Annotated in this window: 23 protein-coding genes; 11 read left to right on the top strand and 12 right to left on the bottom strand. The window is 56.5% G+C overall.

Translation table 11 applies throughout. The annotated features are described in order from the left end of the window. Nucleotides 1–142: 142 nt before the first annotated feature. Entirely contained in the window at nucleotides 143–2,185 is a 2,043-nt protein-coding gene (gene dcp, locus ACE3MN_RS12160; protein WP_102649757.1) for a peptidyl-dipeptidase Dcp, read from the bottom strand. Nucleotides 2,186–2,357: 172 nt separating this feature from the next. Between dcp and ydfG the strand changes: the two genes are divergently transcribed. Next, entirely contained in the window at nucleotides 2,358–3,107 is a 750-nt protein-coding gene (gene ydfG / locus ACE3MN_RS12155) for a bifunctional NADP-dependent 3-hydroxy acid dehydrogenase/3-hydroxypropionate dehydrogenase YdfG (protein ID WP_004119732.1), read from the top strand. 90 nt (nucleotides 3,108–3,197) lie between these two features. Next, nucleotides 3,198–3,884, top strand: coding sequence for a GntR family transcriptional regulator (locus ACE3MN_RS12150; RefSeq protein ID WP_004136262.1), 687 nt, complete (start codon nucleotides 3,198–3,200; stop codon nucleotides 3,882–3,884). A gap of 51 nt (nucleotides 3,885–3,935) precedes the next feature. On the opposite strand, the gene ACE3MN_RS12145 is transcribed toward ACE3MN_RS12150, so the two are convergent. From ACE3MN_RS12145 to ACE3MN_RS12120, 6 genes are all read right to left on the bottom strand, one after another. Beyond that, nucleotides 3,936–4,367, bottom strand: a complete 432-nt coding sequence (locus ACE3MN_RS12145) for a universal stress protein (RefSeq protein WP_004119728.1) — start codon at nucleotides 4,365–4,367, stop codon at nucleotides 3,936–3,938. Nucleotides 4,368–4,643: 276 nt separating this feature from the next. After that, a complete protein-coding gene (locus ACE3MN_RS12140; protein WP_024358040.1) occupies nucleotides 4,644–6,107 on the bottom strand; it encodes a mannitol dehydrogenase family protein in 1,464 nt (487 codons plus the stop codon). A 223-nt stretch (nucleotides 6,108–6,330) separates the two neighbouring features. Continuing rightward, nucleotides 6,331–7,707 (bottom strand): MFS transporter, encoded by a 1,377-nt coding sequence (locus tag ACE3MN_RS12135; RefSeq protein ID WP_102649756.1) that lies wholly within the window; start codon nucleotides 7,705–7,707, stop codon nucleotides 6,331–6,333. 46 nt (nucleotides 7,708–7,753) lie between these two features. After that, on the bottom strand, nucleotides 7,754–8,770 hold the full coding sequence (locus ACE3MN_RS12130; protein ID WP_102649869.1) for a Zn-dependent oxidoreductase: 1,017 nt from the start codon (nucleotides 8,768–8,770) through the stop codon (nucleotides 7,754–7,756). A gap of 14 nt (nucleotides 8,771–8,784) precedes the next feature. Beyond that, nucleotides 8,785–9,999: a starvation-sensing protein RspA gene (gene rspA, locus ACE3MN_RS12125; RefSeq protein WP_004119717.1), complete on the bottom strand. Its 1,215-nt coding sequence runs from the start codon at nucleotides 9,997–9,999 to the stop codon at nucleotides 8,785–8,787. Nucleotides 10,000–10,207: 208 nt separating this feature from the next. Further along, on the bottom strand, nucleotides 10,208–10,534 hold the full coding sequence (locus ACE3MN_RS12120) for a YnfA family protein (RefSeq protein ID WP_024358038.1): 327 nt from the start codon (nucleotides 10,532–10,534) through the stop codon (nucleotides 10,208–10,210). Nucleotides 10,535–10,670: 136 nt separating this feature from the next. Between ACE3MN_RS12120 and ACE3MN_RS12115 the strand changes: the two genes are divergently transcribed. After that, nucleotides 10,671–11,012 (top strand): DUF1283 family protein, encoded by a 342-nt coding sequence (locus ACE3MN_RS12115; protein WP_004135642.1) that lies wholly within the window; start codon nucleotides 10,671–10,673, stop codon nucleotides 11,010–11,012. Between the two features lie 60 nt (nucleotides 11,013–11,072). Beyond that, nucleotides 11,073–11,633 (top strand): spermidine N1-acetyltransferase, encoded by a 561-nt coding sequence (gene speG / locus ACE3MN_RS12110; protein WP_024358037.1) that lies wholly within the window; start codon nucleotides 11,073–11,075, stop codon nucleotides 11,631–11,633. Here the strand turns inward: speG and ACE3MN_RS12105 are convergent. Next, a complete protein-coding gene (locus ACE3MN_RS12105) occupies nucleotides 11,627–12,337 on the bottom strand; it encodes a YnfC family lipoprotein (RefSeq protein ID WP_102649755.1) in 711 nt (236 codons plus the stop codon). The genes speG and ACE3MN_RS12105 overlap by 7 nt on opposite strands. A 102-nt stretch (nucleotides 12,338–12,439) precedes the next feature. On the opposite strand from ACE3MN_RS12105, the gene ACE3MN_RS12100 reads away from it, so the two are divergent. From ACE3MN_RS12100 to clcB, 6 genes are all read left to right on the top strand, one after another. Next, nucleotides 12,440–12,691: a DUF1161 domain-containing protein gene (locus ACE3MN_RS12100; RefSeq protein WP_004119709.1), complete on the top strand. Its 252-nt coding sequence runs from the start codon at nucleotides 12,440–12,442 to the stop codon at nucleotides 12,689–12,691. Between the two features lie 148 nt (nucleotides 12,692–12,839). After that, the gene (gene ynfE, locus ACE3MN_RS12095) at nucleotides 12,840–15,275 is read left to right on the top strand and encodes a selenate/tellurate reductase subunit YnfE (protein ID WP_102649754.1); all 2,436 of its coding nucleotides are present in this window, start codon (nucleotides 12,840–12,842) and stop codon (nucleotides 15,273–15,275) included. A 10-nt stretch (nucleotides 15,276–15,285) separates the two neighbouring features. Beyond that, nucleotides 15,286–15,903, top strand: a complete 618-nt coding sequence (locus ACE3MN_RS12090; protein ID WP_375364373.1) for a DMSO/selenate family reductase complex B subunit — start codon at nucleotides 15,286–15,288, stop codon at nucleotides 15,901–15,903. Between the two features lies 1 nt (nucleotide 15,904). Then, nucleotides 15,905–16,762 carry a DmsC/YnfH family molybdoenzyme membrane anchor subunit gene (locus tag ACE3MN_RS12085; RefSeq protein WP_004135637.1) on the top strand — a complete coding sequence of 286 codons (858 nt, stop codon included), beginning with the start codon at nucleotides 15,905–15,907 and terminating at the stop codon, nucleotides 16,760–16,762. Between the two features lie 41 nt (nucleotides 16,763–16,803). Next, nucleotides 16,804–17,412, top strand: a complete 609-nt coding sequence (gene dmsD, locus ACE3MN_RS12080; protein WP_004135636.1) for a Tat proofreading chaperone DmsD — start codon at nucleotides 16,804–16,806, stop codon at nucleotides 17,410–17,412. Nucleotides 17,413–17,551: 139 nt separating this feature from the next. Beyond that, complete coding sequence (gene clcB / locus ACE3MN_RS12075) at nucleotides 17,552–18,847, top strand: voltage-gated ClC-type chloride channel ClcB (RefSeq protein WP_024358033.1); 1,296 nt, start codon at nucleotides 17,552–17,554, stop codon at nucleotides 18,845–18,847. Here the strand turns inward: clcB and bioD are convergent. The 3 genes from bioD to ACE3MN_RS12060 form a co-directional block, all read right to left on the bottom strand. Further along, on the bottom strand, nucleotides 18,800–19,495 hold the full coding sequence (gene bioD / locus ACE3MN_RS12070; protein ID WP_004119700.1) for a dethiobiotin synthase: 696 nt from the start codon (nucleotides 19,493–19,495) through the stop codon (nucleotides 18,800–18,802). The two genes, clcB and bioD, sit on opposite strands and share 48 nt — an antisense overlap. A 127-nt stretch (nucleotides 19,496–19,622) precedes the next feature. After that, nucleotides 19,623–20,843, bottom strand: a complete 1,221-nt coding sequence (gene mlc / locus ACE3MN_RS12065; RefSeq protein ID WP_004135633.1) for a sugar metabolism global transcriptional regulator Mlc — start codon at nucleotides 20,841–20,843, stop codon at nucleotides 19,623–19,625. A 133-nt stretch (nucleotides 20,844–20,976) separates the two neighbouring features. Next, a complete protein-coding gene (locus ACE3MN_RS12060) occupies nucleotides 20,977–21,870 on the bottom strand; it encodes a LysR family transcriptional regulator (RefSeq protein ID WP_004135628.1) in 894 nt (297 codons plus the stop codon). Between the two features lie 118 nt (nucleotides 21,871–21,988). Here ACE3MN_RS12060 and ACE3MN_RS12055 point away from each other — a divergent pair, with 118 nt between their 5' ends. Next, nucleotides 21,989–23,239, top strand: coding sequence for an MFS transporter (locus tag ACE3MN_RS12055; protein ID WP_004135626.1), 1,251 nt, complete (start codon nucleotides 21,989–21,991; stop codon nucleotides 23,237–23,239). A gap of 35 nt (nucleotides 23,240–23,274) precedes the next feature. On the opposite strand, the gene ACE3MN_RS12050 is transcribed toward ACE3MN_RS12055, so the two are convergent. Next, nucleotides 23,275–23,367: a KPN_01571 family protein gene (locus ACE3MN_RS12050; protein ID WP_004119695.1), complete on the bottom strand. Its 93-nt coding sequence runs from the start codon at nucleotides 23,365–23,367 to the stop codon at nucleotides 23,275–23,277. Nucleotides 23,368–23,623: the final 256 nt, after the last annotated feature.

Below are 23,623 nucleotides of genomic sequence, written 5' to 3'. Positions count from 1 at the left end.
TGCAAATGCGTGCCGGGCATGCCCGGGCACTGCTGCAGAGTAACCTCGCAAATCCTGACGAGTCTGAGCATTCCTTTTCGGGAAAAAAGACAAAAAAACCGGGCGCTGTGCCCGGTCTTCTTCTACTCGTCAAAACGCTCGACTAACTCAGCCCGCGGTTTTCCAGCATCGGCTCAATCTGCGGATCGTGTCCGCGCCACTGGCGATAAAGTTCAGCTAAATCAGTGCTATTGCCGCGAGACAAAATCGCTTCGCGGAAACGCTGGCCGTTTTCACGGGTTAAACCACCCTGCTCAACGAACCACTGGTAGCCGTCGTCCGCCAGCATCTGCGTCCACAGATAGGCGTAATAGCCTGCCGCGTAGCCGCCGCCGAAAATATGCGAGAAGTAGCTGCTGCGATAGCGTGGCGGCACCGCGGCAAGATCCATACTCTCCGCGTGCAGGGCCGCGGCTTCAAACGCATCCACGTCCTCGGGTAGCTTATCCACCGTCACGCTGTGCCAGCGCATATCCAGCAGCGCCGCCGCGAGCAGTTCGCTCATATCGTAGCCTTTATTAAACTTCGCCGCGCGGAACATGCTGTCGCGCAGCGCTTCCGGCATAGCTTCCCCGGTTTGATGATGCCGCGCATAGTGGGCAAACACCTGCGGCTCGCTGGCCCAATGTTCATAAATTTGCGAAGGAAACTCCACAAAATCGCGCGGGGTATTGGTTCCTGACAGGCTGGCATACTTCTGGCTGGCAAACAGGCCGTGCAGGGTATGACCAAATTCGTGGAATAAAGTGATGACCTCATCCCAGGAAAGCAGCGCGCTGTGTCCGGCTTTGGGTTTCTGATAGTTACAGACGTTGTAGATAACCGGATGCTGCGCTCGCAGGGTCGATTGTTCGACAAACACGCCCATCCATGCCCCGCCACTTTTACTATCCCGCGAGAAGTAGTCGCCGTAGAACAGCGCGATCCCCTCGCCGTTAGCGTCAATAATTTCCCATACCTGTACGTCAGGGTAATAAACCGGAATATCGAATCGTTCGATAAAGCGAATACCGAACAACTGTGTCGCCGTCCAGAACACGCCATCGCGCAGGACGCGGTCGAGGGCAAAATAGGGTTTTAACTGCGCTTCATCGATGGCAAATTTCGCCCTGCGCACCTGCTCGGCGTAATAGAGCCAGTCCCAGGCCGCCGCGCGGAAATCGCCCCCTTCATTATCAATAACCTGCTGGATATCCGCCAGCTCCTGCTCGGCCCGCGCCCTTGCCGCCGGGGCGATTCGTCGCATAAAGGCAAACGCCTCCCCCGGCGCTCCCGCCATCTGATCGGCCATTGACCAACTGGCAAAGTCGTCCGCGCCCAGCAGCTGCGCTTTACGCGCGCGAATTTCCGCCAGCCGCAGCACCAGCTCGCGGGTATCATTCGCATCGCCCTTCTGATTGCGCGTCCAACCGGCCGCAAACAAGTTCTCTCGCGTCTGCCTCTCCTGCAGCGAGAGCAGCGCGGGCGGCTGGGTGGTATTGAGTAAAGGCAGCAGCCAGCGACCGCTTAATCCCTTATCCTGCGCGGCCTCTGCCGCTGCGCTTATCTCCTCGTCGCTAAGTCCCGCGAGCTGATGGGCATCCTCCACCACCAGACCGCCAGATTTTACCGCCGCCAGCAGGCGCTGCTGAAACTGGCTTTGCAGCGCTGCCGCTTCGGTATTCAGCGCGCGAAGCGCCGCTTTTTGCTCATCCTCAAGCATCGCGCCCGCAAGGGTAAAACGTTGCCAGGTCACCTCCAGCAAACGCCGGGATTCGCTATCCAGAGAGAGCGAATCCCGCTGCTCCCACACTCGCTTCACCCGCTGAAAAAGCGCATCGTTAAGCCAGATATCATTCGCCAGTTCCGCCAGCTCGGCGGAAAACTGCTCATCAAGCGCCTGAATGGTCGGGTTGGTCTCCGCTCCCGCCATCGCGAAAAAGACGTTCGTCACCCGCGCCAGCAGCTGGCCGCTCTGCTCCAGGGCCTCCAGCGTGTTGGCAAAATCAGCCGGCTGGGGGTGATTAACGATGGCGGCAATCTCCGCGCGCTGGCGGCGAACGCCCTCGTCGAAGGCCGGACGGTAATGACTCACGTCAATCACATCGAAACGCGGCGCCTGATAAGGCAGCAGGCTGACGCTGAAAAAAGGATTGTTCTCCGACATCTTCATCTCCTGAATACGATTATTCTCTAAGATTAGGCAACTCATTGATTGACCGCAATGATTACTCTGTTAACCGCCGCGATCGGCCTCCTTTGCCCGATGATTTCCATTACCCGCCACCGGGATCGCGTGCTATGGTATGAAGACACAAAAAGCGTTGAGGAACAGTAAGATGATTATTCTGGTTACCGGAGCAACAGCGGGTTTTGGGGAAAGTATTACTCGCCGTTTTATCGCTAACGGTCACAAAGTGATTGCCACCGGGCGCCGCGAAGAGCGCCTGAAAACGTTGAAAGATGAGCTGGGCGACAACCTTTATACCGCCCAACTGGACGTACGCAATCGCGCAGCCATTGAAGAGACGATCGCCGGGCTGCCCGCCGAGTGGCAGGCGATTGATATTCTGGTCAATAACGCCGGACTGGCGCTGGGTCTTGAGCCCGCGCATAAAGCCAGCCTTGAAGACTGGGAAGACATGATTGATACCAATAATAAAGGGCTGGTTTATATGACCCGCGCCGTCCTGCCGGGGATGGTTGAACGTAACCGCGGCCATATTATCAATATTGGTTCGGTCGCCGGCGCCTGGCCTTATGCCGGCGGTAACGTCTACGGTGCGACCAAAGCTTTTGTGCGCCAGTTCAGCCTCAATCTTCGTACCGACCTTCACGGCACCGCCCTTCGCGTGACCGATATTGAACCCGGCCTGGTTGGCGGCACCGAATTCTCCAACGTGCGCTTTAAAGGCGATGACGCTAAAGCCGAGAAAGCTTACGAAAATACCCAGGCCCTGACGCCGGAGGACGTGACAGAAGCGGTCTGGTGGGTCGCGACCCTGCCAAAACACGTCAACATCAACACCCTGGAACTCATGCCGGTCAGCCAAACTTTTGCCGGGCTGAACGTTCACCGCCAGGGCTAAGCTCTGTGACCCGGCCAGCAGGCCGGGTCTGGGCTGAAAGAGAAAAAACACGTAAAATAGCGCAAATACCTCATAAAAAAGTAATTATCCATGGCCGCAGAAGCACAACTGAATCCGACACAGCCCGTCAATCAGCAAATTTATCGTATCCTTCGTCGGGATATCGTCCATTGTCTGATCCCACCAGGCACCCCGCTTTCGGAGAAGGAAGTCTCCGTGCGCTTTGATGTTTCTCGTCAACCGGTTCGCGAAGCCTTTATTAAACTGGCCGAGAACGGTTTGATCCAGATCCGCCCGCAGCGCGGGAGCTACGTGAATAAGATCTCTCTCTCGCAGGTGCGCAACGGCTGTTTTGTCCGCCAAGCCATCGAATGCGCCGTGGTGCGGCGCGCCGCCGGGATGGTGAACGATGAACAGCTCTACCAGCTTGAGCAAAATCTAAATCAGCAGCGTACGGCGGTCGAACGCCAGCAGTTAACCGATTTTTTCCAGCTGGATGACGAATTTCACCAGAAGCTCTCGCAAATCGCCGACTGCCAGTTAGCCTGGGATACCGTCGAAAATATTAAAGCTACCATCGACCGGGTGCGCTATATGAGCCTCGATCATGTGACTCCTCCCGATATGATGCTGCGTCAGCATTACGATATTTTCCAGCCGCTGGTCGCCCGTGACCCGGACGCGGTGGAAAAAGCGATGAGCTTACATCTGCAAGAAATTAGCGAATCCGTGCTGCTGGTACGTCAGGAAAATAGCGACTGGTTTAGCGAGGAATAAAATGCGTCGCGGCAGAATATACGGTCTGCCGCTCTGGGTTTATTATGCGGACTATCTGACCACCAGAACCGGTATTTTGGCGTGACGTAAAATCGACTCCGCGTTTGAACCAAGAAGATGAGTTGATATACCCGGTTTACGGGAACCAATAACAATAACGTCAAATTCCTCATTGCTGCTCATGGCCAGGATTTCATCGCGCACGTTGCCAAATACCACTCTGGAATGAATCCGCCCGGCGGGTATCGAGAACAGACGGGATAGGGTCTTCATCTTTTTCTCTGACTCTTCGCGCATATAGGCTTCAAACTTACGGATATCGGCGGCAAAACCGCGTAAAATCGAGCTGCTGCTGTTCGGCAGAACGTTGAGCAGCGTAATTTCCCCTTCATCCGCTGATGCTAAAAACTCGGCATGGCGAACCGCCTTATCGCTTAAATCCATTTCAAAAACGTCTACGGGTAGCAAAATTTTTTTGTACATAGTCCGTTCTCCTTTTTTCTGAGGAAACTTAGTAAGTTAACTCATCATGCCATATTTACTGCAGCAGGAGAACGAATAATCACTCAGATAAATATTTAATTGATTAAAATAAATTCCACTTATTTATACTTAACTGTTGTTAGATAAAGTTATGTATATTCAACGATCTGGATCAAAGTTTATTCCAGACGGGAAATATTTTCAGGCGGGAAAAGCGCCCACTGATAAAGCGCGATGGCAGAGCCGCCGGGATCGGCGGCACGCGGGCGAAATAGATTAATTTGCCTGAGCCCAGGCCGCTACGGTAGCTTTTGCGCCGTGCGCTTGCAGCGATAAATAAGCGCGAACCACCGCGTTGACGAAACGGCTCTCCTTGGGCAGGCTCAAACCAAAAATAGCCTCAATACCCAGCAGCGCCCGTACGCGTTCTTCGCCGTCTTCGCTGTTCTGAACGGTTTGCGTAATCACCGGCAGCATAGGATCGGAGATTTCAATCGCCTGCCCCTGGTCATCCACCCCGCTCACATAGCGCATCCAGCCCGCGACGCCCATCGCCAGCAGAGGAAAGTCGCCGCCATCCGCCAGGTGCCAGCGAATCGAATCCAGCATCCGCTGCGGCAGTTTCTGACTGCCGTCCATGGCGATCTGCCAGGTACGATGTTTGAGCGCCGGATTGCTATAGCGCTCGATCAGAAGCCCGGCATAGCGTGCCAAATCCACACCCTTCACGCTCAGCGTCGGCGCCTGTTCAGCCAGCATCAGCGTATGCGCGGCGCGGCGATAGTTTTCGTCCTGCATGCAGTCATTAATATGCTGATAGCCAGCCAGATACCCCAGATAAGCCAGAAAAGAGTGGCTGCCGTTAAGCATGCGCAGCTTCATCTCTTCAAACGGCAGCACGTCCGACACCAGCTCGGCGCCGGCTTTTTCCCACTGCGGACGCCCGGCGACAAAGTTATCTTCGATGACCCACTGGCGAAACGGCTCGCAGGCGACTGCTGCCGGGTCACGCACGCCGGTGAGCTGTGCAATTTTATCCAGCGTATCGGCAGTCACTGCCGGAACGATACGGTCAACCATAGTCGAGGGGAACGTGACGTTGCGCGTAATCCATTCGGCCAAATCAGCATCAACGGCGCGAGCATAGGCGCAGATGACATTACGCATGACGTGGCCATTTTCCGGCATATTGTCGCAGGACATTACGCTGAAGGCCGGCAGCCCTGCCGCTTTGCGTCGAGCCAGGGCTTCGACTACGACGCCGGGCGCGGATTTCGGTTGCCGGGGATTTTGTAAATCGGCCGCAATCAGCGGGTGATCCAACTGCAGCTCACCGCTGGCCGGAGAGTGGCAGTAGCCTTTTTCGGTAATGGTCAATGACACAATCGCGACCTGCGGCTCGCACATTTTTGCCAGCACGCTCTCCAGACCATCGACCTGGGCGTGCATCGCCTGCTTGACCACGCCAACCACGCGGGCGGTCCAGGCGTCCGCTGACATTTCAGCGACGGTATAAAGTAAATCCTGCTTCTGGAGATCGGCGATCTGCTGCTCGCCGCCGATCAGGTTCACTTCGGTATAGCCCCAGTCGCTGCCGTGTTCTGTGGCCAGAATATCGGCGTATACGGCCTGGTGAGCGCGGTGAAATGCGCCAAAGCCCAAATGAACGATGCGCGGAATAAGGCGGTTGCGATCGTATGCCGGCAGCGTGGCGTTAGCTGTTAAAAGCATATTTTCCATGATGGCTCTCATAGTTATGATTTCTGATTTCCCACGGAGGGTGTGGATATAAACCATCTCACGCAATTGGTATGACATCTTTGATATTCATCAACTACCATACAAGAAGCTGGATGGCTAGATTTTCGCAATAACCGCTGGCAAAAGAGGTAAAACTGCCGGGCTAAAAGCCCGGCAGTTTCCTGTTTACGGCTATCATCTTAGGGTGCGGACTTGATGCGTTTTAAATATATTGCCCGCTGTGGACACTTTTAGGCTTTGGCGCGCAGTCTGCGGCATCATTCAGCAGGCTCAGATCGCGGTCGCGGACTTCAGGCATCAGGATCGCGGAAATTAAGCCAATAATGGAATAGCACACCAGCATAATCACAATCGGCATCCAGGAACCGGTCATATTACAGAAAATACCGGCCAGCACCGGGCCAAATCCTACGGCGACGAGGCCACCCGCCTCTTTTGAAATTGCCATGCGGGTAAAGCGGTTACGCGAACCGAACATTTCCGCCATGGTGATATTTTCCAGCGCAAACAGCCCTAACACCGCAATATTATGAATGACGATCAATGACGCCATAATAGTGCTCGCACTGTAGCTCTTATCCACAATAATCGACAGCATTGGCCAGGCCAGAATAATGGCTGAAATATTGACGATAATATACGGTATGCGACGCCCCACCTTATCTGACAGCCATCCGAGGAATGGAATGGTAATAAAGCCAATAACAGAGCTGATCATTAACGCATCGGTAGGAATGGCCTTATCAAACAGTAAGGTTTGCACCAGATAGCCCGCGAGGAACGTTTGCAATAACCCTGAATTTCCGGCCTGTCCGAAGCGCAGACCCGTCGCCAGCCAGAAGGATTTACTTTTTAGCATGGCGCTAAAGGTCCCTTCCTGCGTTGCCATCTCATTCTGTAGGCCGCTGTCTTCGCTAACCTGCTCAAAGACCGGGCTCTCTTTCAGATTAAGACGCAGCCAGATGGCAAAAATCATCACCACTGCGCTGGCCAGGAACGGGATTCGCCATCCCCACGCGACGAGCTGCTCGCGATCGAGCACGAAGAACATGACCGCCCAGATAGCCGTGGCGCTTAAGGTGCCGCAGTTGGTGCCCATCGCCACCAGCGAAGAGATAATCCCGCGCTTACCTTTCGGCGCATATTCCGCCAGCATGGTACCGGCGCCTGATATTTCTGCGCCTGCGCCAAGCCCCTGAATAATACGTAAGGTTACAAGCAACACCGGCGCTAAAATACCGACCTGAGCATAGGTTGGCAGTACGCCAATGAGGGTCGTACAGATCCCCATCATGGTGATGGTAATAAACAGGACCTTTTTGCGCCCAATACTGTCGCCCATTTTACCAAAAATAAAAGCGCCGACGATTCGCGCGATATATCCCGCGCCGTAGGTTCCCATTGCCAGAATCAAGGCCATCGCGGCGGATTGTTCCGGGAAAAATATTTCATGGAAAACCAGTGCCGCCCCGAGGGAATAGAGCTGGAAATCCATAAACTCCAGTGCAGTGCCTAACCAACCAGATACGGCTGCACGAATGAGATCGGAAGTGGTTCTCTCATTTTTTACGGTAGTCATAATGATTATCTCTAATTGTAGAATACAGAGTCCGCACCTGTTGTTATTAGCTGAAGGTTAATAAAACCTTACAGCACCGTTTCCTGTCATTTTCAAAAAGCTCCAGCGCATCGATAACCTGTTGATACGCAAATTGGTGAGTAATCAACTCCTCCGGATTAATTAAACCTTGTTCCAGCCACTTGATGACGACCGGGAATTTATTGGCGTTAAGACGCGAGGAGAAAATAGAAAGCTCTTTCCCGGTAATCCCCTGCTGCGCAACCTGGGAAGGTTCCGTGGAGAATCCCATCAATACAATTCTCGCTGCCGGGGAGGCCAGGTTGACCGCCTCCTGGAGAATAGCGGGATGACAGGCGGCATCGATAATCAGCGTCGGCAGTATCCCCTTCGCCTTCAGCGTTTCCGCCAGAGGCTCATCGCTGTTGTTAATCACCCAGTCCGCGCCGTTACGCTGCGCCATCTGCAGGCGTTCATCAATGCGATCGACAACGATAACCTGCTTAACGCGATATACCCGCTTCAGCACCTGAATCGTCGTCAGGCCCATCGGCCCGGCGCCGTAGACCAGCGCGATATCCTGGTCGGTAGGCGAAACGTGCCCGCTCACGTTAGCCGCGATGGTAAAGGGCTCAATCATCACCGCGTGGCTGTCCGAAACGTTGTCCGGAACCTGCCAGGCATTTTTCGCCGGCACCACCGCGTACTCGCTGAAGCCGCCGTCGCGATGCACACCGAGCACCACCAGCGAGGTACAGACGTTCGGCTTGCCCACCGAGCAAGGGTAGCAATGACCGCAGCTAATGACCGGATCAACGCTAACCCGCTGGCCGACGGCTTTGTCGGTCACCCCTTCACCGATGGCGTCAATGACGCCAAAAAATTCATGGCCAATGACGCGCGGGTATTTGGCAAACGGATTGTGCCCGCGATAAATATGGCTATCGGAACCGCATATTCCCGCCAGCTTAATTTTTACCCGCACTTCGCCCGCGGCAGGCTGCGGGATCGGCCGCTCTTCAATCACCAGTTCATTGGGCTGACGAATCACAATACTTTTCATTTTGGCTTCCTTTTTTACCAGTTCCACAGCGTACCGTCTTCCAGACGCGCGACCGGCAGATAGGCCGGTTCATAGGGATATTTCGCGGCCAGTTTTTCATCAAACTCGATGCCCAGCCCCGGCTTTTCCCCCGGATGCATATAGCCGTTATCAAACGTCCAGCTGTGCGGGAAGACTTCCAGCATCTGTTCGGAATAGCCCATATATTCCTGGACGCCAAAATTCGGCACCCACAGGTCGAAATGCAGCGCGGCCGCCATGCAGACTGGAGACAGATCGGACGGCCCGTGCGAGCCGGTGCGTACCTGATAAAGCGAGGCAAAATCGGCGATCCGACGCATCCCCGTAATCCCGCCCGCGTGGGTAATGGTGGTGCGGATATAGTCGATCAGCTGCTCTTCAATCAACTGTTTACAGTCCCAAATGCTGTTGAAGACTTCGCCGACGGCAATCGGCGTGACGGTATGCTGGCGAATTAACCGGAAGCACTCCTGATTCTCCGCCGGGGTCGGATCCTCCATCCAGAACAGGCGGTAATCTTCGATACTCTTGCCAAAACGCGCCGCTTCAATCGGCGTCAGGCGGTGATGCATGTCATGCAGCAGATGCTCGTTAAAGCCAAATTTTTCGCGTACGGCGGCAAACAGCTGTGGCGTAAAATCGAGATACTTCTCGGTAGACCACAGCTGCTCTTCCGGCCATTGACCTTTGGTTGCCGGTTCGTAGGCCTGGCCCTTACCTTTCGCCATCCCGTAGGTGGTCTTCATCCCCGGCACGCCGCACTGCACGCGAATCGCTTTAAACCCCATCTCTTTATGACGAGCGTAGTCGTCCAGGACTTCATCGATGGAGTGACCCGTGGTGTGGCAGTAAACCATCACCCCTTCCCGCGAAGCCCCGCCCAGCAGTTGGTATAGCGGCATGCCTGCGGCTTTCGCCTTAATATCCCAGAGCGCCATATCGATGGCGGAAATCGCCGACATCGTGACCGGACCACGACGCCAGTAGGCGCCCTTGTAGAAAAACTGCCAGATATCCTCAATGCGATGCGCATCGCGACCAATCAGTTGCGGACAGAGGTGATCCCGCAGATAGGATGCGACGGACAGCTCGCGACCATTTAGCGTCGCGTCACCCAGACCGACAATACCGTCATCGGTGGTGACTTTAAGGGTGACGAAGTTGCGCCCCGGACAGGTGACGAAAACTTCAGCGGCAACGATCTTCATTTCTCATTCCTTACTTCTATGCGGTTAGTGGGTAAAATTAAACCATCAGACCTACTACCATACAAGTATAACGATCGAAAAAGACGCGACAGATCACACTATCGCGCCGGACAGAAAGGAGGAATAAACAGAGAACGTGAACGCGAATGCCTTACCGCACAGGGGTGTGCTGGCGCCGCCTATCCCGACGCCATGCAGTAAAAAAGGTCTATGCGCGTCCCCAGCCGGCTACGATAATCAGCATGCCGCACAGCGCAACCAGCGCGCCGGCCCAATCATAGTGGCTGAGTTTGACGCCATCGATAAAGCGCAGCCACAGCAGCGCGGTGCAGACATATACCCCACCGTAAGCGGCATACACCCGTCCGCTTGCCTCCGGGTGCAGGCTCAGTAGCCAGACAAAAAGCGCCAGCGCAGCGGCGGCCGGAATCAATAGTAACGGCGTGGCCCCGCGTTTTAACCATAGCCAGGGAAGATAGCAGCCAATGATTTCGCACAGAGCGGTGGCAAAGAAAAGCAGCGTCGTTTTTAACATATAAAGCGTCGTGAGTTGAGCAAGCGTTAACGCATTCTACGCAATAATGGCCGTCGTTTACTCCGTTTTGTCGGGTATGCCGTCGAAAGGAGATGTAGTAAACTTAGTCCGAGGGAATCACTTAAAGGAAATCGTGATGAACACAACACTGAATAAACGCTGGTGCCTGACCGCTCTGCTGGCGCTGAGCGCGATGGTCTTTACCGCCTCGTCATTTGCCAAAACCGACAAGCTGGTGATTGAGTCCGGCGACAGCGCCCAGAGCCGCCAGCAGGCCGCAATGGAAAAAGAGCAGTGGAACGACACCCGCTCTTTACGCCAGAAGGTCAACACCCGTGCTGAAAAAGAGTGGGATAAAGCCGACGTGGCTTTTGACGCCCAGGATAACTGCCAGAAGAGCGCGAACGTCAACGCCTACTGGGAACCTAACACCCTGCGCTGCCTTGACCGCCGCACCGGACGCACCATTACCCCGTAATGTATGGCGCCCGCGGGCGCCACAACCTATAAAGCTCCGCAATCACTCACAGGTATTTCCATGACTGACGCATCTCACGTCAAACTCCGTCCGCTCGAGCGCGAAGACCTGCGCTTTGTCCACCAGCTCGACAACAATGCCAGCGTTATGCGTTACTGGTTTGAAGAACCCTATGAAGCCTTTGTCGAACTGTCCGACCTGTACGACAAACACATTCACGATCAGAGCGAACGCCGCTTTGTCATTGAATGCGCTGGTGAAAAGGCCGGACTGGTGGAACTGGTTGAAATCAACCATGTGCACCGCCGCGCCGAGTTTCAGATTATTATCTCGCCTGATTATCAGGGAAAAGGCCTGGCCACCCGCGCCGCAAAGCTGGCGATGGACTACGGTTTTATGGTGCTCAACCTGTATAAGCTGTACCTCATCGTCGATAAAGAAAATGAAAAAGCGATCCACATCTACCGCAAGCTCGGCTTTATGGTAGAAGGCGAGCTGATTCATGAATTCTTTATTAACGGCGAATACCGCAATACCATCCGTATGTGCTTGTTTCAGCACCAATACCTGGCCGAGCATAAAACGCCGGGCCAGACGCTGCTGAAACCTACGGCTCAATAATACTCAATGGTGCTTTTGATGGTGTAGTGCCGGGTTAGCGAAGGCTGCACGCTGTCGTCAACCACCTGAAGCTCACAGCTTACCGGGTTGTCGTGGCGGTCGTAATCGCAGGTCTGGCTGACGTTGCCCAGCGTGCGGTCATTGAAGGTGCTCACTGCGGTGTAGTCCATTTTTTTGCGCGGATCGGATGATGGCGTTGAGGCCACCGTAAAGCGTTCCCCTTTGGCGGTCGTCGTTTTGCCCAGCGGGTAGCCTTCTCTGTCGTAGCGGTATGTCGCGGTGCTTTCTTTACCGCGAGCGGTGACGACGAACCCGTGCTCATCGGTTTCCCACGACACGCCCGCCGAGGGCATTTCCGCCAGCTGGCATTTGCCCTGCACACGCAGGCGCTTTTCGTGGCTTTGCGCATCCAGGTAGTAGTTCGCGTCCAGCACCAGCGCCGCGCCGGTTTTGTTCTCCAGATCCTCAAACGCCAGCAGGTCGAAGCACCCTTCACTGGACAAACGCCCTTTGACCCACTTCACCACCTGGTCATGTTCGTCATACAGCGTCTGGCTAAACGCTTTTACCGGCCCGCGCAGCGGATCGAACTCAAATTCGTTAGAAAAGCTGGCCATTTCCGGGGTGAAGGCCTGCGGCGCGCCCTTTTCATCACAGGCGCTAAGCGCCCCAACTACCAACAGCAGCAAAAACCGTTTTTTCACGCGCGATTCCTTTTGTGCATAGTGCAATCATATTAGCAAATACAATTGTTTACACCACTTCTGCTATGCTTAACTTTGGATAACGTTAATAAGGAGTTTATGATGAAACTATCACCCTGGCTATGTGCGGCTCTGCTACTGGGTTCGACAGCTGCTTTCGCGGCGCCGGATTCCTGCGAGCGGGTAAAAAGCGATATTCAGCAGAAAATCATCAACAACGGCGTCCCGGAATCGGGCTTCAGCCTGACCATTGTCCCGAACGACCAGCCCGATCAGCCCGGCGCGCAGGTTGTCGGCCACTGCGCCAACGACACCTTTAAAATCATCTACACCCGCGACAGCGGCGCGCAGTAACCTCGCCGCATGACTGGAGAAGTCTTATCCCTCGGTTGACCAGGGATAAGATCTCTCTACTCCATTTTAAGTATGATCCCTCACTCTCCACGCCGACCTTACGCAGGCGTTGGCATTACGCCATTATAACAAAATCATGGAGTGAGCTATGTCTAACCAGGAACATACCGGCGGCCTTAGCCGTCGAACGCTAATTAAATCATCCGCCCTCGGCTCGCTGGCTCTCGCGGCCGGCGGTTTATCCCTGCCTTTCAGCCTGCGCCGCGCCGCCGCCGCTGTACAAGAAGCGACCCACGGCGAGGAACGGATCGTCTGGGGCGCCTGTTCGGTCAACTGCGGCAGTCGCTGCGCGCTGCGTTCACACGTTCGCGATGACGAAGTGGTCTGGGTCGAAACCGACAATACCGGCACGGACAGCTATGGCGATCACCAGGTGCGCGCCTGCCTGCGCGGGCGTTCTATTCGTCGTCGTATTAACCACCCCGACCGCCTCAACTACCCGATGAAACGCGTCGGCAAACGCGGGGAAGGCAAGTTCGAACGTATCAGCTGGGACGAGGCGCTGGACGCCATCGCCGCCAGCCTGAAAAACGTGGTGGCAAAATACGGCAACGAAGCGGTCTACATTAACTACTCTTCCGGGATTGTCGGCGGCAATATCACCCGCTCCTCCCCTTACGCCTCGCTGGTGGCGCGTCTGATGAACTGCTACGGCGGTTTTTTAAGCCACTACGGTACCTATAGTACGGCGCAGATTTCCTGCGCGATGCCCTATACCTACGGCAGCAATGACGGCAACAGCACCTCCGATATTGAAAACAGCAAACTGGTGGTGATGTTCGGCAATAACCCGGCGGAAACGCGCATGAGCGGCGGCGGGATCAGCTACTATCTCGAACAGGCGCGCGAGCGCTCTAATGCGCGGATGATCGTTATCGATCCGCGCTATACCGACACCGCCGCCGGGCGCGAGGACGAATGGATCCCGATTCGTCCGGGTACGGATGCGGCGCTGGTGGCCGGTATCGCCTGGGTTTTGATCGACGAAAACCTGGTCGACCAGCCGTTCCTTGATACCTACTGCGTCGGCTACGACGAGAAAACGCTGCCGGAAGGGGCCCCGGCCAACGGACACTACAAAGCGTATATTCTCGGCCAGGGCGACGATGCTACCGCCAAAACGCCCCAGTGGGCGTCACGCATCACCGGCATTCCGGCGGATCGCATCATTAAGCTTGCGCGCGAAATTGGCGCCGCAAAACCGGCCTACATCTGCCAGGGGTGGGGACCGCAGCGTCAGGCTAATGGCGAACTGACCTCCCGGGCGATCGCCATGCTGCCTATTTTGACCGGTAACGTGGGGATTAACGGCGGCAACAGCGGCGCGCGCGAGTCAACTTACACCATTACCATCGAACGCATGCCGCTGCCGGAAAACCCGGTGAAAACGCAGATCTCCTGCTTCAGCTGGACCGACGCCATCGATCGCGGCGCAGAAATGACCGCGACCCGCGACGGCGTGCGCGGCAAAGAGAAGCTGGACGTGCCGATTAAATTCATCTGGAACTACGCCGGCAACACCATCATCAACCAGCACTCTGATATCAATAAAACCCACGATATCCTGCAGGATGAAAGCAAGTGCGAAACGATCGTGGTTATCGACAACTTTATGACCTCATCGGCCAAATACGCCGATATTCTGCTGCCGGACCTGATGACCGTCGAGCAGGAAGATATTATTCCCAACGACTACGCCGGCAATATGGGCTATCTCATCTTTATTCAGCCGGTCACCTCCGCTAAATTTGAGCGCAAGCCGATCTATTGGATCCTCAGCGAAGTCGCAAAGCGCCTTGGCGATGATATCCACCAGAAGTTTACCGAAGGCCGTACCCAGGAGCAGTGGCTGCAGCATCTGTACGCGAAAATGCTGGCGAAAGACCCGGCGCTACCGAGCTACGACGAACTGAAAAAGATGGGGATTTATAAGCGTAAAGACCCCAACGGCCACTTTGTCGCCTATCGCGACTTCCGCAAAGACCCTGTCGCCAACCCGCTAAAAACCCCATCGGGTAAAATCGAGATCTACTCCAGCCGTCTGGCGGATATCGCCGGCAAATGGCAGTTGGAAAAGGACGAAACCATCAGTCCATTACCGGTATACGCGTCGACTTTCGAAGGCTGGGACGACCCGCTGCGCGAGAAATTCCCGCTGCAAATGTTCGGCTTCCACTATAAGGCGCGCACCCACTCCAGCTACGGCAACATCGATGTGTTACAGGCCGCCTGCCGCCAGGAGGTATGGCTTAACCCGCTGGATGCCGAGAAGCGCGGGATTAAAAATGGCGATATGGTGCGCGTATTCAACGCCCGCGGCGAACTGCGCATTCCGGCTAAGGTGACCCCGCGCATCATGCCCGGCGTATCGGCGATGGGCCAGGGCGCCTGGCATGACGCCAATATGAACGGCGATCGCATCGATCGCGGCTCCTGTATCAATACTCTCACGACGCATCGTCCTTCGCCGCTGGCGAAAGGCAATCCCCAGCACACCAATCTGGTCGAAATCGAGAAGGTTTAAGGAGTAAACCATGAGCGCTCAGTATGGATTTTTTATCGATTCCGCCCGCTGCACCGGCTGTAAGACCTGCGAGCTGGCCTGTAAGGATTATAAAAACTTAACGCCTGACGTCAGCTTTCGCCGCATTTACGAATATGCGGGCGGCGACTGGCAGGAAGATAACGGCGTGTGGAATCAAAACGTTTTCGCCTATTACCTTTCCATTGCCTGCAACCACTGCGAAGACCCGGCCTGTACTAAAGTGTGCCCCAGCGGCGCCATGCATAAGCGCGATGATGGCTTTGTGGTGGTGAACGAAGAGGTATGCATCGGCTGTCGCTACTGCCATATGGCCTGCCCGTACGGCGCGCCGCAGTACAACGCGGCGAAAGGCCACATGACCAAATGCGACGGCTGCTACGACCGGGTTGCTGACGGTAAAAAACCGATTTGCGTCGAATCCTGTCCGCTGCGGGCGCTCGACTTTGGCCCCATCGAAGAGCTGCGCGAAAAGCACGGCCAGCTTGCCGCCGTCGCGCCGCTGCCGTCCGTGCACTTCACAAAGCCGAGCATTGTGATTAAACCTAACGCCAACAGCCGTCCGACGGGTGATACCACCGGCTATCTGGCCAACCCGAAGGAGGTGTAACGTGGGAAATGGATGGCATGAATGGCCGCTGGTGCTGTTTACGGTGCTGGGGCAAAGCGTTGCAGGGGCGATTATCGTCAGCGGGCTGGGCTGGCTTTCGCTGAATAACAACTCCGAAGCCCGCCAGCGCCTGGTGCGCGGCATGTTTTTTATCTGGCTGGTGATGGGGATTGGCTTTCTGGCGTCAATCATCCACCTCGGCTCGCCGCTGCGGGCGTTTAACTCGCTTAACCGGGTAGGCGCATCGGCGTTAAGTAACGAAATTGCCAGCGGCGCGCTGTTTTTCGCCGTGGGGGGTTTCTGGTGGCTGCTGACGATACTCGGCAAAATGCCGAATATGCTGGCCAAAGCCTGGCTCCTGCTCACCATGCTGCTCGGCTGCCTGTTCGTCCTTGAGATGACCCTGGTCTATCAAATTGATACCGTGCCGACCTGGTATAATGCCTACACCACCGCCGCCTTCTTTCTGACGATGGTGCTGTGCGGGCCGCTTTTCGCCGCCCTGCTGCTGCGGGTAGCCAACGTGCCTTTTAACGGCACCGTCTTCGCGTCGATGAGCGTCCTTGCGCTGCTGGCAAGCCTGGCGGTGGTCATTTTGCAGAACAGCGAACTGGCGGAGATCCGCAGCTCCGTGCAGCAGGCCAGCGCCCTGCTGCCAAACTACGGCTGGCTACAAATCCTGCGTTTAGTATTTTTGACGCTGGGCCTTGGCTGCTGGATCTGCCCGCTGGCAAGAAAGAAAAACCCGCGCATCGCCAGCCTGCTGCTCGGACTGATCCTGGTATTACTCGGCGAGTTTATCGGTCGCGGCCTGTTTTATGGCCTACATATGACCGTCGGTACGGCGATTGCTGGTTAATCAACGGGTGCCGCGGCACCCTCTGCTGTTAAGGAATAGGTATGATGCAAGCGCAAGACCGCGACGCCGTCGCACTCAGCGCCCGTACGCTGGGCGCGCTGTTTTCTTTTGCTCCGGATAGCGAGCAGGTGGCTCCGCTAATCGCGGCCCTGCGCGACGGCAGCTGGCAGAGTCAGTGGCCCTGGCCGGTCGCGGACGGCCTGGCGGCACAGTTCGCTATCGCAAGCGATGAACCGCTGGCGGAAGCCTGGCAGCGGCTGTTTATCGGCCCGTGGGCGCTGCCCGCGCCGCCGTGGGGCTCCGTCTGGCTGGACAAAGAAAGCGTGCTGTTCGGCGACTCGACGCTGGCGCTGCGCGAGTGGATGCGGGCAACCGGCATCAGCCTGTCTGAGCGCCGAGCCGAGCCGGAAGACCACTTCGGGACGCTGCTGCTGCTGGCGGCCTGGCTTTGTGAATCCGCTCAGGATGAGGCATTTAACCAGCTGCTGGCCTGGCATCTTCTCCCGTGGTCGGGGCGCTTTCTGAGCGTGTTTATCGCCGGGGCGGAAAATCCTTTTTATCAGGCTCTGGGCCAGCTGGCGCAAGAGACGCTGGCGCGCTGGCAGGCGCAGCTCCCCTGCGCGGTCGCCGATAAACCGCTCTACCGTTAACCCCTGACGCTATGCCCGCCCGGCGGGCATAGCCTATCGGTGACAACGTCACTTTCTGCCGTTTTCGCACTTATCGCTTTTGCGTCTATGCTTATACCCGGTAAAAATAAGCCATGTCCCCCGCTAATCGTATTCGCTGATGCATCGTCTTCACGCTTATCCTGATATTCAGGTTATGTTTCGCCGCCTGCTGATTGCCATGCTGGTCGGCGTCTTCGCCGCGCTCGCGGTTGCCCTGTTTCGCCACGCGATGGCCGGTCTGGAAAGCCTGTTTCTGAGCAATGACAGCGGAAGCCTGGTCAACGCCGCCGAGTCGATGGCCGGATGGCGTCGGTTATTGACGCCCGCGCTCGGCGGTTTTGCGGCTGGCGCCCTGCTCTGGCTCTGGCAGCGGCGCACCAGTGCACGACCCCATGCGCCAACCGACTATATGGAAGCCCTCGAGACCGGCGACGGCGTGTTTGATACGCCCGCCAGCCTGGTAAAATCGCTGGCTTCCCTGCTGGTGGTGACCACCGGCAGCGCCATAGGCCGCGAGGGAGCGATGATCCTGCTGGCCGCGCTGGCCGCGTCGCTGTTCGCCCGCTGCTTTACGCCCAAAGACGAGTGGAAGCTGTGGGTAGCCTGCGGCGCCGCCGCCGGGATGGCCAGCGCCTACCACGCTCCGCTGGCCGGAAGCCTGTTTATCGCCGAGATCTTATTCGGCACCCTGATGCTGGCGTCGCTAGGCCCGGTCGTGATTGCCGCAGTGGTCGCCCTGCTGCTGACCAATCTGCTGAACGGCGGTTCGGCCCCGCTGTATCACGTTGAATTGCACGAAACCCTGCGCGCGACGCACTATGCGCTGATGCTGGCGACGGCTCTGCTGGCCGGGCTTTGCGGGCCGCTGTTTATCTGGCTGATGGGCTATAGCCATGGCTGCTTTGTCCGGCTGCGCCTGTCGCCCCCCTGGCAGCTGGCGCTCGGCGGTCTCATTGTCGGTCTGCTGTCGCTGATCGCGCCAGCCGTCTGGGGGAATGGCTATAGCGTTGTCCAGAGCTATCTCCTGTCGCCGCCGCTGTTCAGCGCAATACTTACGGTGTTTGTCTGCAAGCTGCTTGCGGTACTCGCCAGCAGCGGCTCCGGGGCGCCGGGCGGCGTATTTACGCCAACGCTATTTATTGGGCTGGGGATCGGTATGCTGTTCGCCAGCCTGACCGGGCTGTGGCTGCCTGATGGCCAGGCGATCGCAATAGTGATTGGCTTAACCGGTATGGCGGCGTTTCTGGCGGCCACCACCCATGCGCCGATTATGTCAACGCTGATGATTTGTGAAATGACCGGACAGTACGTTTTACTGCCCGGTTTACTGATTGCCAGCGTGCTGGCATCGGTGCTATCGCGGACGCTACGCCGAGATTCTATCTACCGCCATCATCTCGCCGAGCATCGATAAGTCGATATACTGGCTTAGTTCGCGCTGTTCCGCGCGCGGCAAGTAAGGCAGTTCACCGATAAGCGGGGCCGGCAGCTTTTTGCTCAGCACGTCGATGATTTCAGCATAATGCGCCAGGCCCGGATTAATGCGGTTGGCCACCCAGCCGATAAGCGGCAGGCCGTCGTTAGCAATCGCCTGCGCGGTCAGCAGGGCGTGGTTGATACAGCCTTCCTGAATCCCCACCACCATGAGCACCGGCAGCTGTTCCTGCACTACCCATTCCGAAAGCGGACGCAGGTCGTTCATCAGGCTGCGCCAGCCGCCGGTACCTTCAACCACTACATGCTCAACCTGGCCGCTGAGCCGCTGGAGGCCATCCGACAGCAGGCCGTAGTTGATCGGGCAACTGTGCGCCACGCTGCTTTCATCTTCGCTTAACGCGATGGGATTGACAGCTTCATACGGTAACACCAGCGATGACACGCTCTGTAAGACCAGCGCATCTTTGTTCCGCAGTCCGTCCGGCGTCTCTTTACTGCCCTTCGCCACAGGCTTGTATCCGGCGACGCTTTTGCCGCAGGCAGCCAGTGCCTGCAACAGCGCACGGGAAACCACCGTCTTGCCGACGGCAGTGTCAGTACCTGTTATGAAGAAACGCTTAAACATCACTAACCCCACAGTTATGTTGATGAAATATACGGGAGAGAAATAATCAACTGTGGAAAAAGTCTACGCGATGCCGCCGGAAGCCAGCTTGAGATAGCGCAATTTTTGGTGTGAATATGAAAAAATGTTAACCCTGTAACAGTCGTATCAGCAACGATCCGTTATAGAGGGCATCCTTAACCAGGGCCGCGCCAGCCATCGTTCCCCGGTTAGAAAACTGGGTGCTTTCCACGGCAATATGTCGGCTATAGGCCGGTAACGATTGTTGTCGAATACAATCAGATATTGCCGGAAACAGAATATCCGCGGCCAGGTTGAAGGGGGAGCCGATAAGAATTTTTTGCGGGTTAAAAAGGTTAACCATAATCGCCAGAATCCGCCCGACGTGGTTCCCGACGCCGCTGATAATGTCCCGCGCCAGCAAATCCCCCTGCAGCGCGGCCTGACATAGCCATTCAACGCTCAGCGGCTGCTGGTGCAGCATCGAGCTCATCGACTTCGCCATGCGGATCTGCGCCAGCTCCAGCACGCTCTCCACGCTGGCGATCGTTTCCAGACAGCCATGGTTGCCGCAATAGCAGCGTTTCCCATACGGGTCGACCTGGGTGTGGCCGATCTCGACCAGGCTACTGCTGCCCGCGTGCAATAGACGGCCGTCGGTGATCACCCCCGCGCCGACGTTATGGTCTATCACCACCTGAATGACATCCCGCGCGCCTCTCGAGGCGCCAAACAGCGATTCGGCCATGGTCCAGGCGCTGATATCGTGCTGAATATAGACCGATACGCCGGTATGGTTGGCTAAGATCTCGCCCAGCGGCATATCCTTAACGTCTTCATAAAAAGGCATCCGGTGGATGATACCGTGCTCGGTGTCGATGATCCCCGGCATGGTGACGGCGATGGCGGTTAATCGCTCCAGCTTCTTTTGGTGACGAATAAAGAACTGGTCAACATGATCGAGTAGCCGGGTCGCAAAAGGCTGAACGTGCTGTAACGCCAGTTCAAGCTGCTCTTCCACCACCAGCGCGCTGCTTAAATCCCGCAGCGCGAGGTGGAGCTCGCCGCGGCTGATGCGGATAGAGAGATAGTGCCAGGCTTCTGTTTCCACCATTAGGCCAACGGCAGGCCTTCCCCGGCTACCCGGCTCCTGGATTTCCGTCTCCTGGACCAGATGCGCTTCCAGCATTTCACGGACGATCTTGGTGATGCTGGCAGGCGCCAGCTGCGCGAAGCGCGAGAGGTCGATGCGCGACACCGGGCCAAGCTGATCAATGAGGCGATAAACCGCGCCCGCGTTGGTCTGCTTAATTTGATCGATATGGCCTGGCTGACTGTCCGCTACCACCGTTGACTCCCTTTATTTTCGCGCTTCGAAATAAACTGACGGCTATGGTGAAGCACTTCAACGGTAATCGTCAAATTTTTGCTTAGCCTTGTGATTTACCGCACATTTTTAGCCGTTATTTGTCCTAAATAACTCACGTGGCGCTGGCAAGCAGCGATTCGCGAAAACGCCGGGCCGCCTGCCCCTGTTCACGATGTTTCGACCACACCAGCCACATTTCCGATACCGCATCCTGCTCTTCGATGGGCAGCCAGCACATTTCCGATAGCTGAACCCGTCTGAACGACGCCGGCAAAATCGACACCCCAAGCCCGGCGGCAACCAGGCCGATAATCGTCATCGCTTCCCCCACTTCCTGGGCGATCGTTGGCGTCAGATCGTAGCGGCGCAGCAGGCCGAGAATATCGTCATACAGCCCGGTACCGACATGGGGATCGAAAAACACAAACGGCTCCCGCGCCAGTTCCCGCAGGCTGACGCGCGGCTGGCTCGCCAGCGGATGATCGCGCGGCACCATCGCCAGCAGCGGTTCGCGCAGCACTCTTTCCCAGACCAGGGTTTCCGGCAGTTGGGTATTACGCATCAGCCCCAGATCCAGCGCCCCCTCGTTCAGCGGCACAATCTGCTCGCGCGTGTTGGTTTCCCGCGTCTGAATATGCACATCGGGATAGCGGCGTCGGAAGGTCGATAGCGTGTCCGATACCGCCTTAATAAAGGGGGCCGAGGAGGTAAAACCAATGCGCAGTTCGCCGGTTTCGCCGTGATGAAGACGGGCTGCCCGCGCGGCGGCATCGTCCACCTGGGAGAGGATCTGCCGGCTATCGGCGAGAAACTGCCTCCCGGCTTCCGTCAGGCTGACGCTGCGGTTCGTCCGGGCAAACAGACGTGCGCCAATTTGCTGCTCAAGGATTTGAATCTGCTGGCTAAGCGGCGGCTGAGAGATATTTAACCGCGCCGCCGCGTGGCCAAAATGGAGCTCTTCCGCCACGGCAATAAAATAGCGCAGATGACGTAGTTCAATATTCATATCTAAAACGTCTTATTTGAGATTATTAATATATTAGACAGAATATTTACATTTTCCTACTCTGAATAAGTGGCCATTGCGGTCGCTCAACTCTCTGTTTATCACCAAGGATTTTTCCGTGAGTCGTACAACTACCGCTGACACCGTCCCGGCAAACGACGTCAGCGACATTATCGCTCCTCAGCCAAACCAGTTTATCAAACGCGGTACCCCGCAATTTATTCGCGTCACCCTCGCCCTCTTTTCCGCCGGACTGGCGACCTTTGCGCTGCTCTATTGTGTTCAGCCGATTCTGCCGGTGCTCTCCAGCGAATTCGGCGTCTCGCCGGCCAGCAGCAGTATCTCGCTGTCGATTTCCACGGCGATGCTGGCGGTCGGCCTGCTGTTTACCGGTCCGCTATCCGACGCCATCGGCCGCAAACAGGTGATGGTGACCGCGCTGGTGCTGGCTTCCTGCTGCTCCCTGCTGTCGACGATGATGTCCAGCTGGCATGGGATCCTGATTATGCGCGCCCTGATCGGCCTGTCGTTGAGCGGCGTGGCGGCGGTCGGCATGACCTATCTGAGCGAAGAGATCCACCCCAGCGTCGTGGCGTTCTCAATGGGGCTGTATATCAGCGGAAACTCGATTGGCGGCATGAGCGGCCGTCTGCTGACCGGGGTATTCACCGATTTCTTCGGCTGGCGTATCGCGCTGGCGGTCATTAGCGGCTTCGCCCTCGCAGCCGCGCTGATGTTCTGGCGCATCCTGCCGGCGTCGCGCCACTTCCGTCCAACGTCGCTGCGGCCAAAATCGCTGCTGATCAACTTCCGCCTGCACTGGCGCGATCGCGGACTGCCACTGCTGTTTCTTGAAGGTTTCTTATTAATGGGGGCATTCGTAACGCTGTTTAACTATATCGGCTATCGTCTGATGCTCTCACCGTGGTCGCTCAGCCAGGCGGTGGTTGGCCTGCTGTCGGTGGCCTATTTGACCGGAACCTGGAGTTCGCCGAAAGCCGGGGCGATGACCGTTCGCTACGGTCGCGGCCCGGTACTGCTGTTCTCCACGGCGGTAATGCTCGGCGGCCTGCTGCTGACCCTGTTCTCGTCGCTATGGCTAATTTTTATCGGCATGCTGCTGTTCTCCGCGGGCTTCTTCGCGGCACACTCGGTAGCCAGCAGTTGGATCGGCCCGCGCGCCCGTCGCGCCCGCGGTCAGGCGTCATCGCTCTATTTGTTTAGCTACTATCTGGGTTCCAGCATGGCGGGGACGTTAGGCGGCGTGTTCTGGCATCACTACGGTTGGAACGGCGTCGGCGGGTTTATCGCGCTGATGCTGCTGGCGGCGCTGCTCACCGGCGCGTGTTTGCATAAACGGCTGAAATAACGCGGGTTAACGTGGCCTGTCGCGGGCCACGCTATTCACCACATCCCCAGTACCGACGACATTCCTAACACCTCTCTAACGGCATCGATAGAAAGCAGAGCAATAAACAGCCAGGTAAACGGATTCATAATTCACCTCGCATAGGCGGGCTGTGCCTGCATTAAGTTTAGCCGCGGTTCAGAGAAAGCGTCTGTTACTTTACGCACATCCGGATTATTTCGAGCCAAACATAAAATACGCAATCGATTAATCCCTACATTATGCTAATGGCCGGCGAGCCGATGCGGGCGGCGATGTCCGATTGCCTCAGGAGATTTGTGGCGGAACGCCCCGCATCCCTCGACCCCATCGGCGTATCACGATAGTGTAGAGGCCAACGAAAAC

Origin of the sequence: Klebsiella grimontii (assembly GCF_042137965.1) — a bacterium.
In the GTDB taxonomy this organism is placed as follows: Bacteria; Pseudomonadota; Gammaproteobacteria; order Enterobacterales; family Enterobacteriaceae; genus Klebsiella; species Klebsiella grimontii.
The sequence above is the reverse complement of the archived record's forward strand: the minus strand, read 5'-3'. Positions and strand labels throughout refer to the sequence as shown.

Bases quoted from the DNA above. Each gene is read 5' to 3' on its own strand.
- dcp (WP_102649757.1), bottom strand. From the start codon at position 2,185: ATGTCGGAGAACAATCCTTTTTTCAGCGTCAGCCTGCTGCCTTATCAG.
- ydfG (WP_004119732.1), top strand. From the start codon at position 2,358: ATGATTATTCTGGTTACCGGAGCAACAGCGGGTTTTGGGGAAAGTATT.
- ACE3MN_RS12150 (WP_004136262.1), top strand. From the start codon at position 3,198: ATGGCCGCAGAAGCACAACTGAATCCGACACAGCCCGTCAATCAGCAA.
- ACE3MN_RS12145 (WP_004119728.1), bottom strand. From the start codon at position 4,367: ATGTACAAAAAAATTTTGCTACCCGTAGACGTTTTTGAAATGGATTTA.
- ACE3MN_RS12140 (WP_024358040.1), bottom strand. From the start codon at position 6,107: ATGGAAAATATGCTTTTAACAGCTAACGCCACGCTGCCGGCATACGAT.
- ACE3MN_RS12135 (WP_102649756.1), bottom strand. From the start codon at position 7,707: ATGACTACCGTAAAAAATGAGAGAACCACTTCCGATCTCATTCGTGCA.
- ACE3MN_RS12130 (WP_102649869.1), bottom strand. From the start codon at position 8,770: ATGAAAAGTATTGTGATTCGTCAGCCCAATGAACTGGTGATTGAAGAG.
- rspA (WP_004119717.1), bottom strand. From the start codon at position 9,999: ATGAAGATCGTTGCCGCTGAAGTTTTCGTCACCTGTCCGGGGCGCAAC.
- ACE3MN_RS12120 (WP_024358038.1), bottom strand. From the start codon at position 10,534: ATGTTAAAAACGACGCTGCTTTTCTTTGCCACCGCTCTGTGCGAAATC.
- ACE3MN_RS12115 (WP_004135642.1), top strand. From the start codon at position 10,671: ATGAACACAACACTGAATAAACGCTGGTGCCTGACCGCTCTGCTGGCG.
- speG (WP_024358037.1), top strand. From the start codon at position 11,073: ATGACTGACGCATCTCACGTCAAACTCCGTCCGCTCGAGCGCGAAGAC.
- ACE3MN_RS12100 (WP_004119709.1), top strand. From the start codon at position 12,440: ATGAAACTATCACCCTGGCTATGTGCGGCTCTGCTACTGGGTTCGACA.
- ynfE (WP_102649754.1), top strand. From the start codon at position 12,840: ATGTCTAACCAGGAACATACCGGCGGCCTTAGCCGTCGAACGCTAATT.
- ACE3MN_RS12090 (WP_375364373.1), top strand. From the start codon at position 15,286: ATGAGCGCTCAGTATGGATTTTTTATCGATTCCGCCCGCTGCACCGGC.
- dmsD (WP_004135636.1), top strand. From the start codon at position 16,804: ATGATGCAAGCGCAAGACCGCGACGCCGTCGCACTCAGCGCCCGTACG.
- clcB (WP_024358033.1), top strand. From the start codon at position 17,552: ATGCATCGTCTTCACGCTTATCCTGATATTCAGGTTATGTTTCGCCGC.
- bioD (WP_004119700.1), bottom strand. From the start codon at position 19,495: ATGTTTAAGCGTTTCTTCATAACAGGTACTGACACTGCCGTCGGCAAG.
- ACE3MN_RS12060 (WP_004135628.1), bottom strand. From the start codon at position 21,870: ATGAATATTGAACTACGTCATCTGCGCTATTTTATTGCCGTGGCGGAA.
- ACE3MN_RS12050 (WP_004119695.1), bottom strand. From the start codon at position 23,367: ATGAATCCGTTTACCTGGCTGTTTATTGCTCTGCTTTCTATCGATGCC.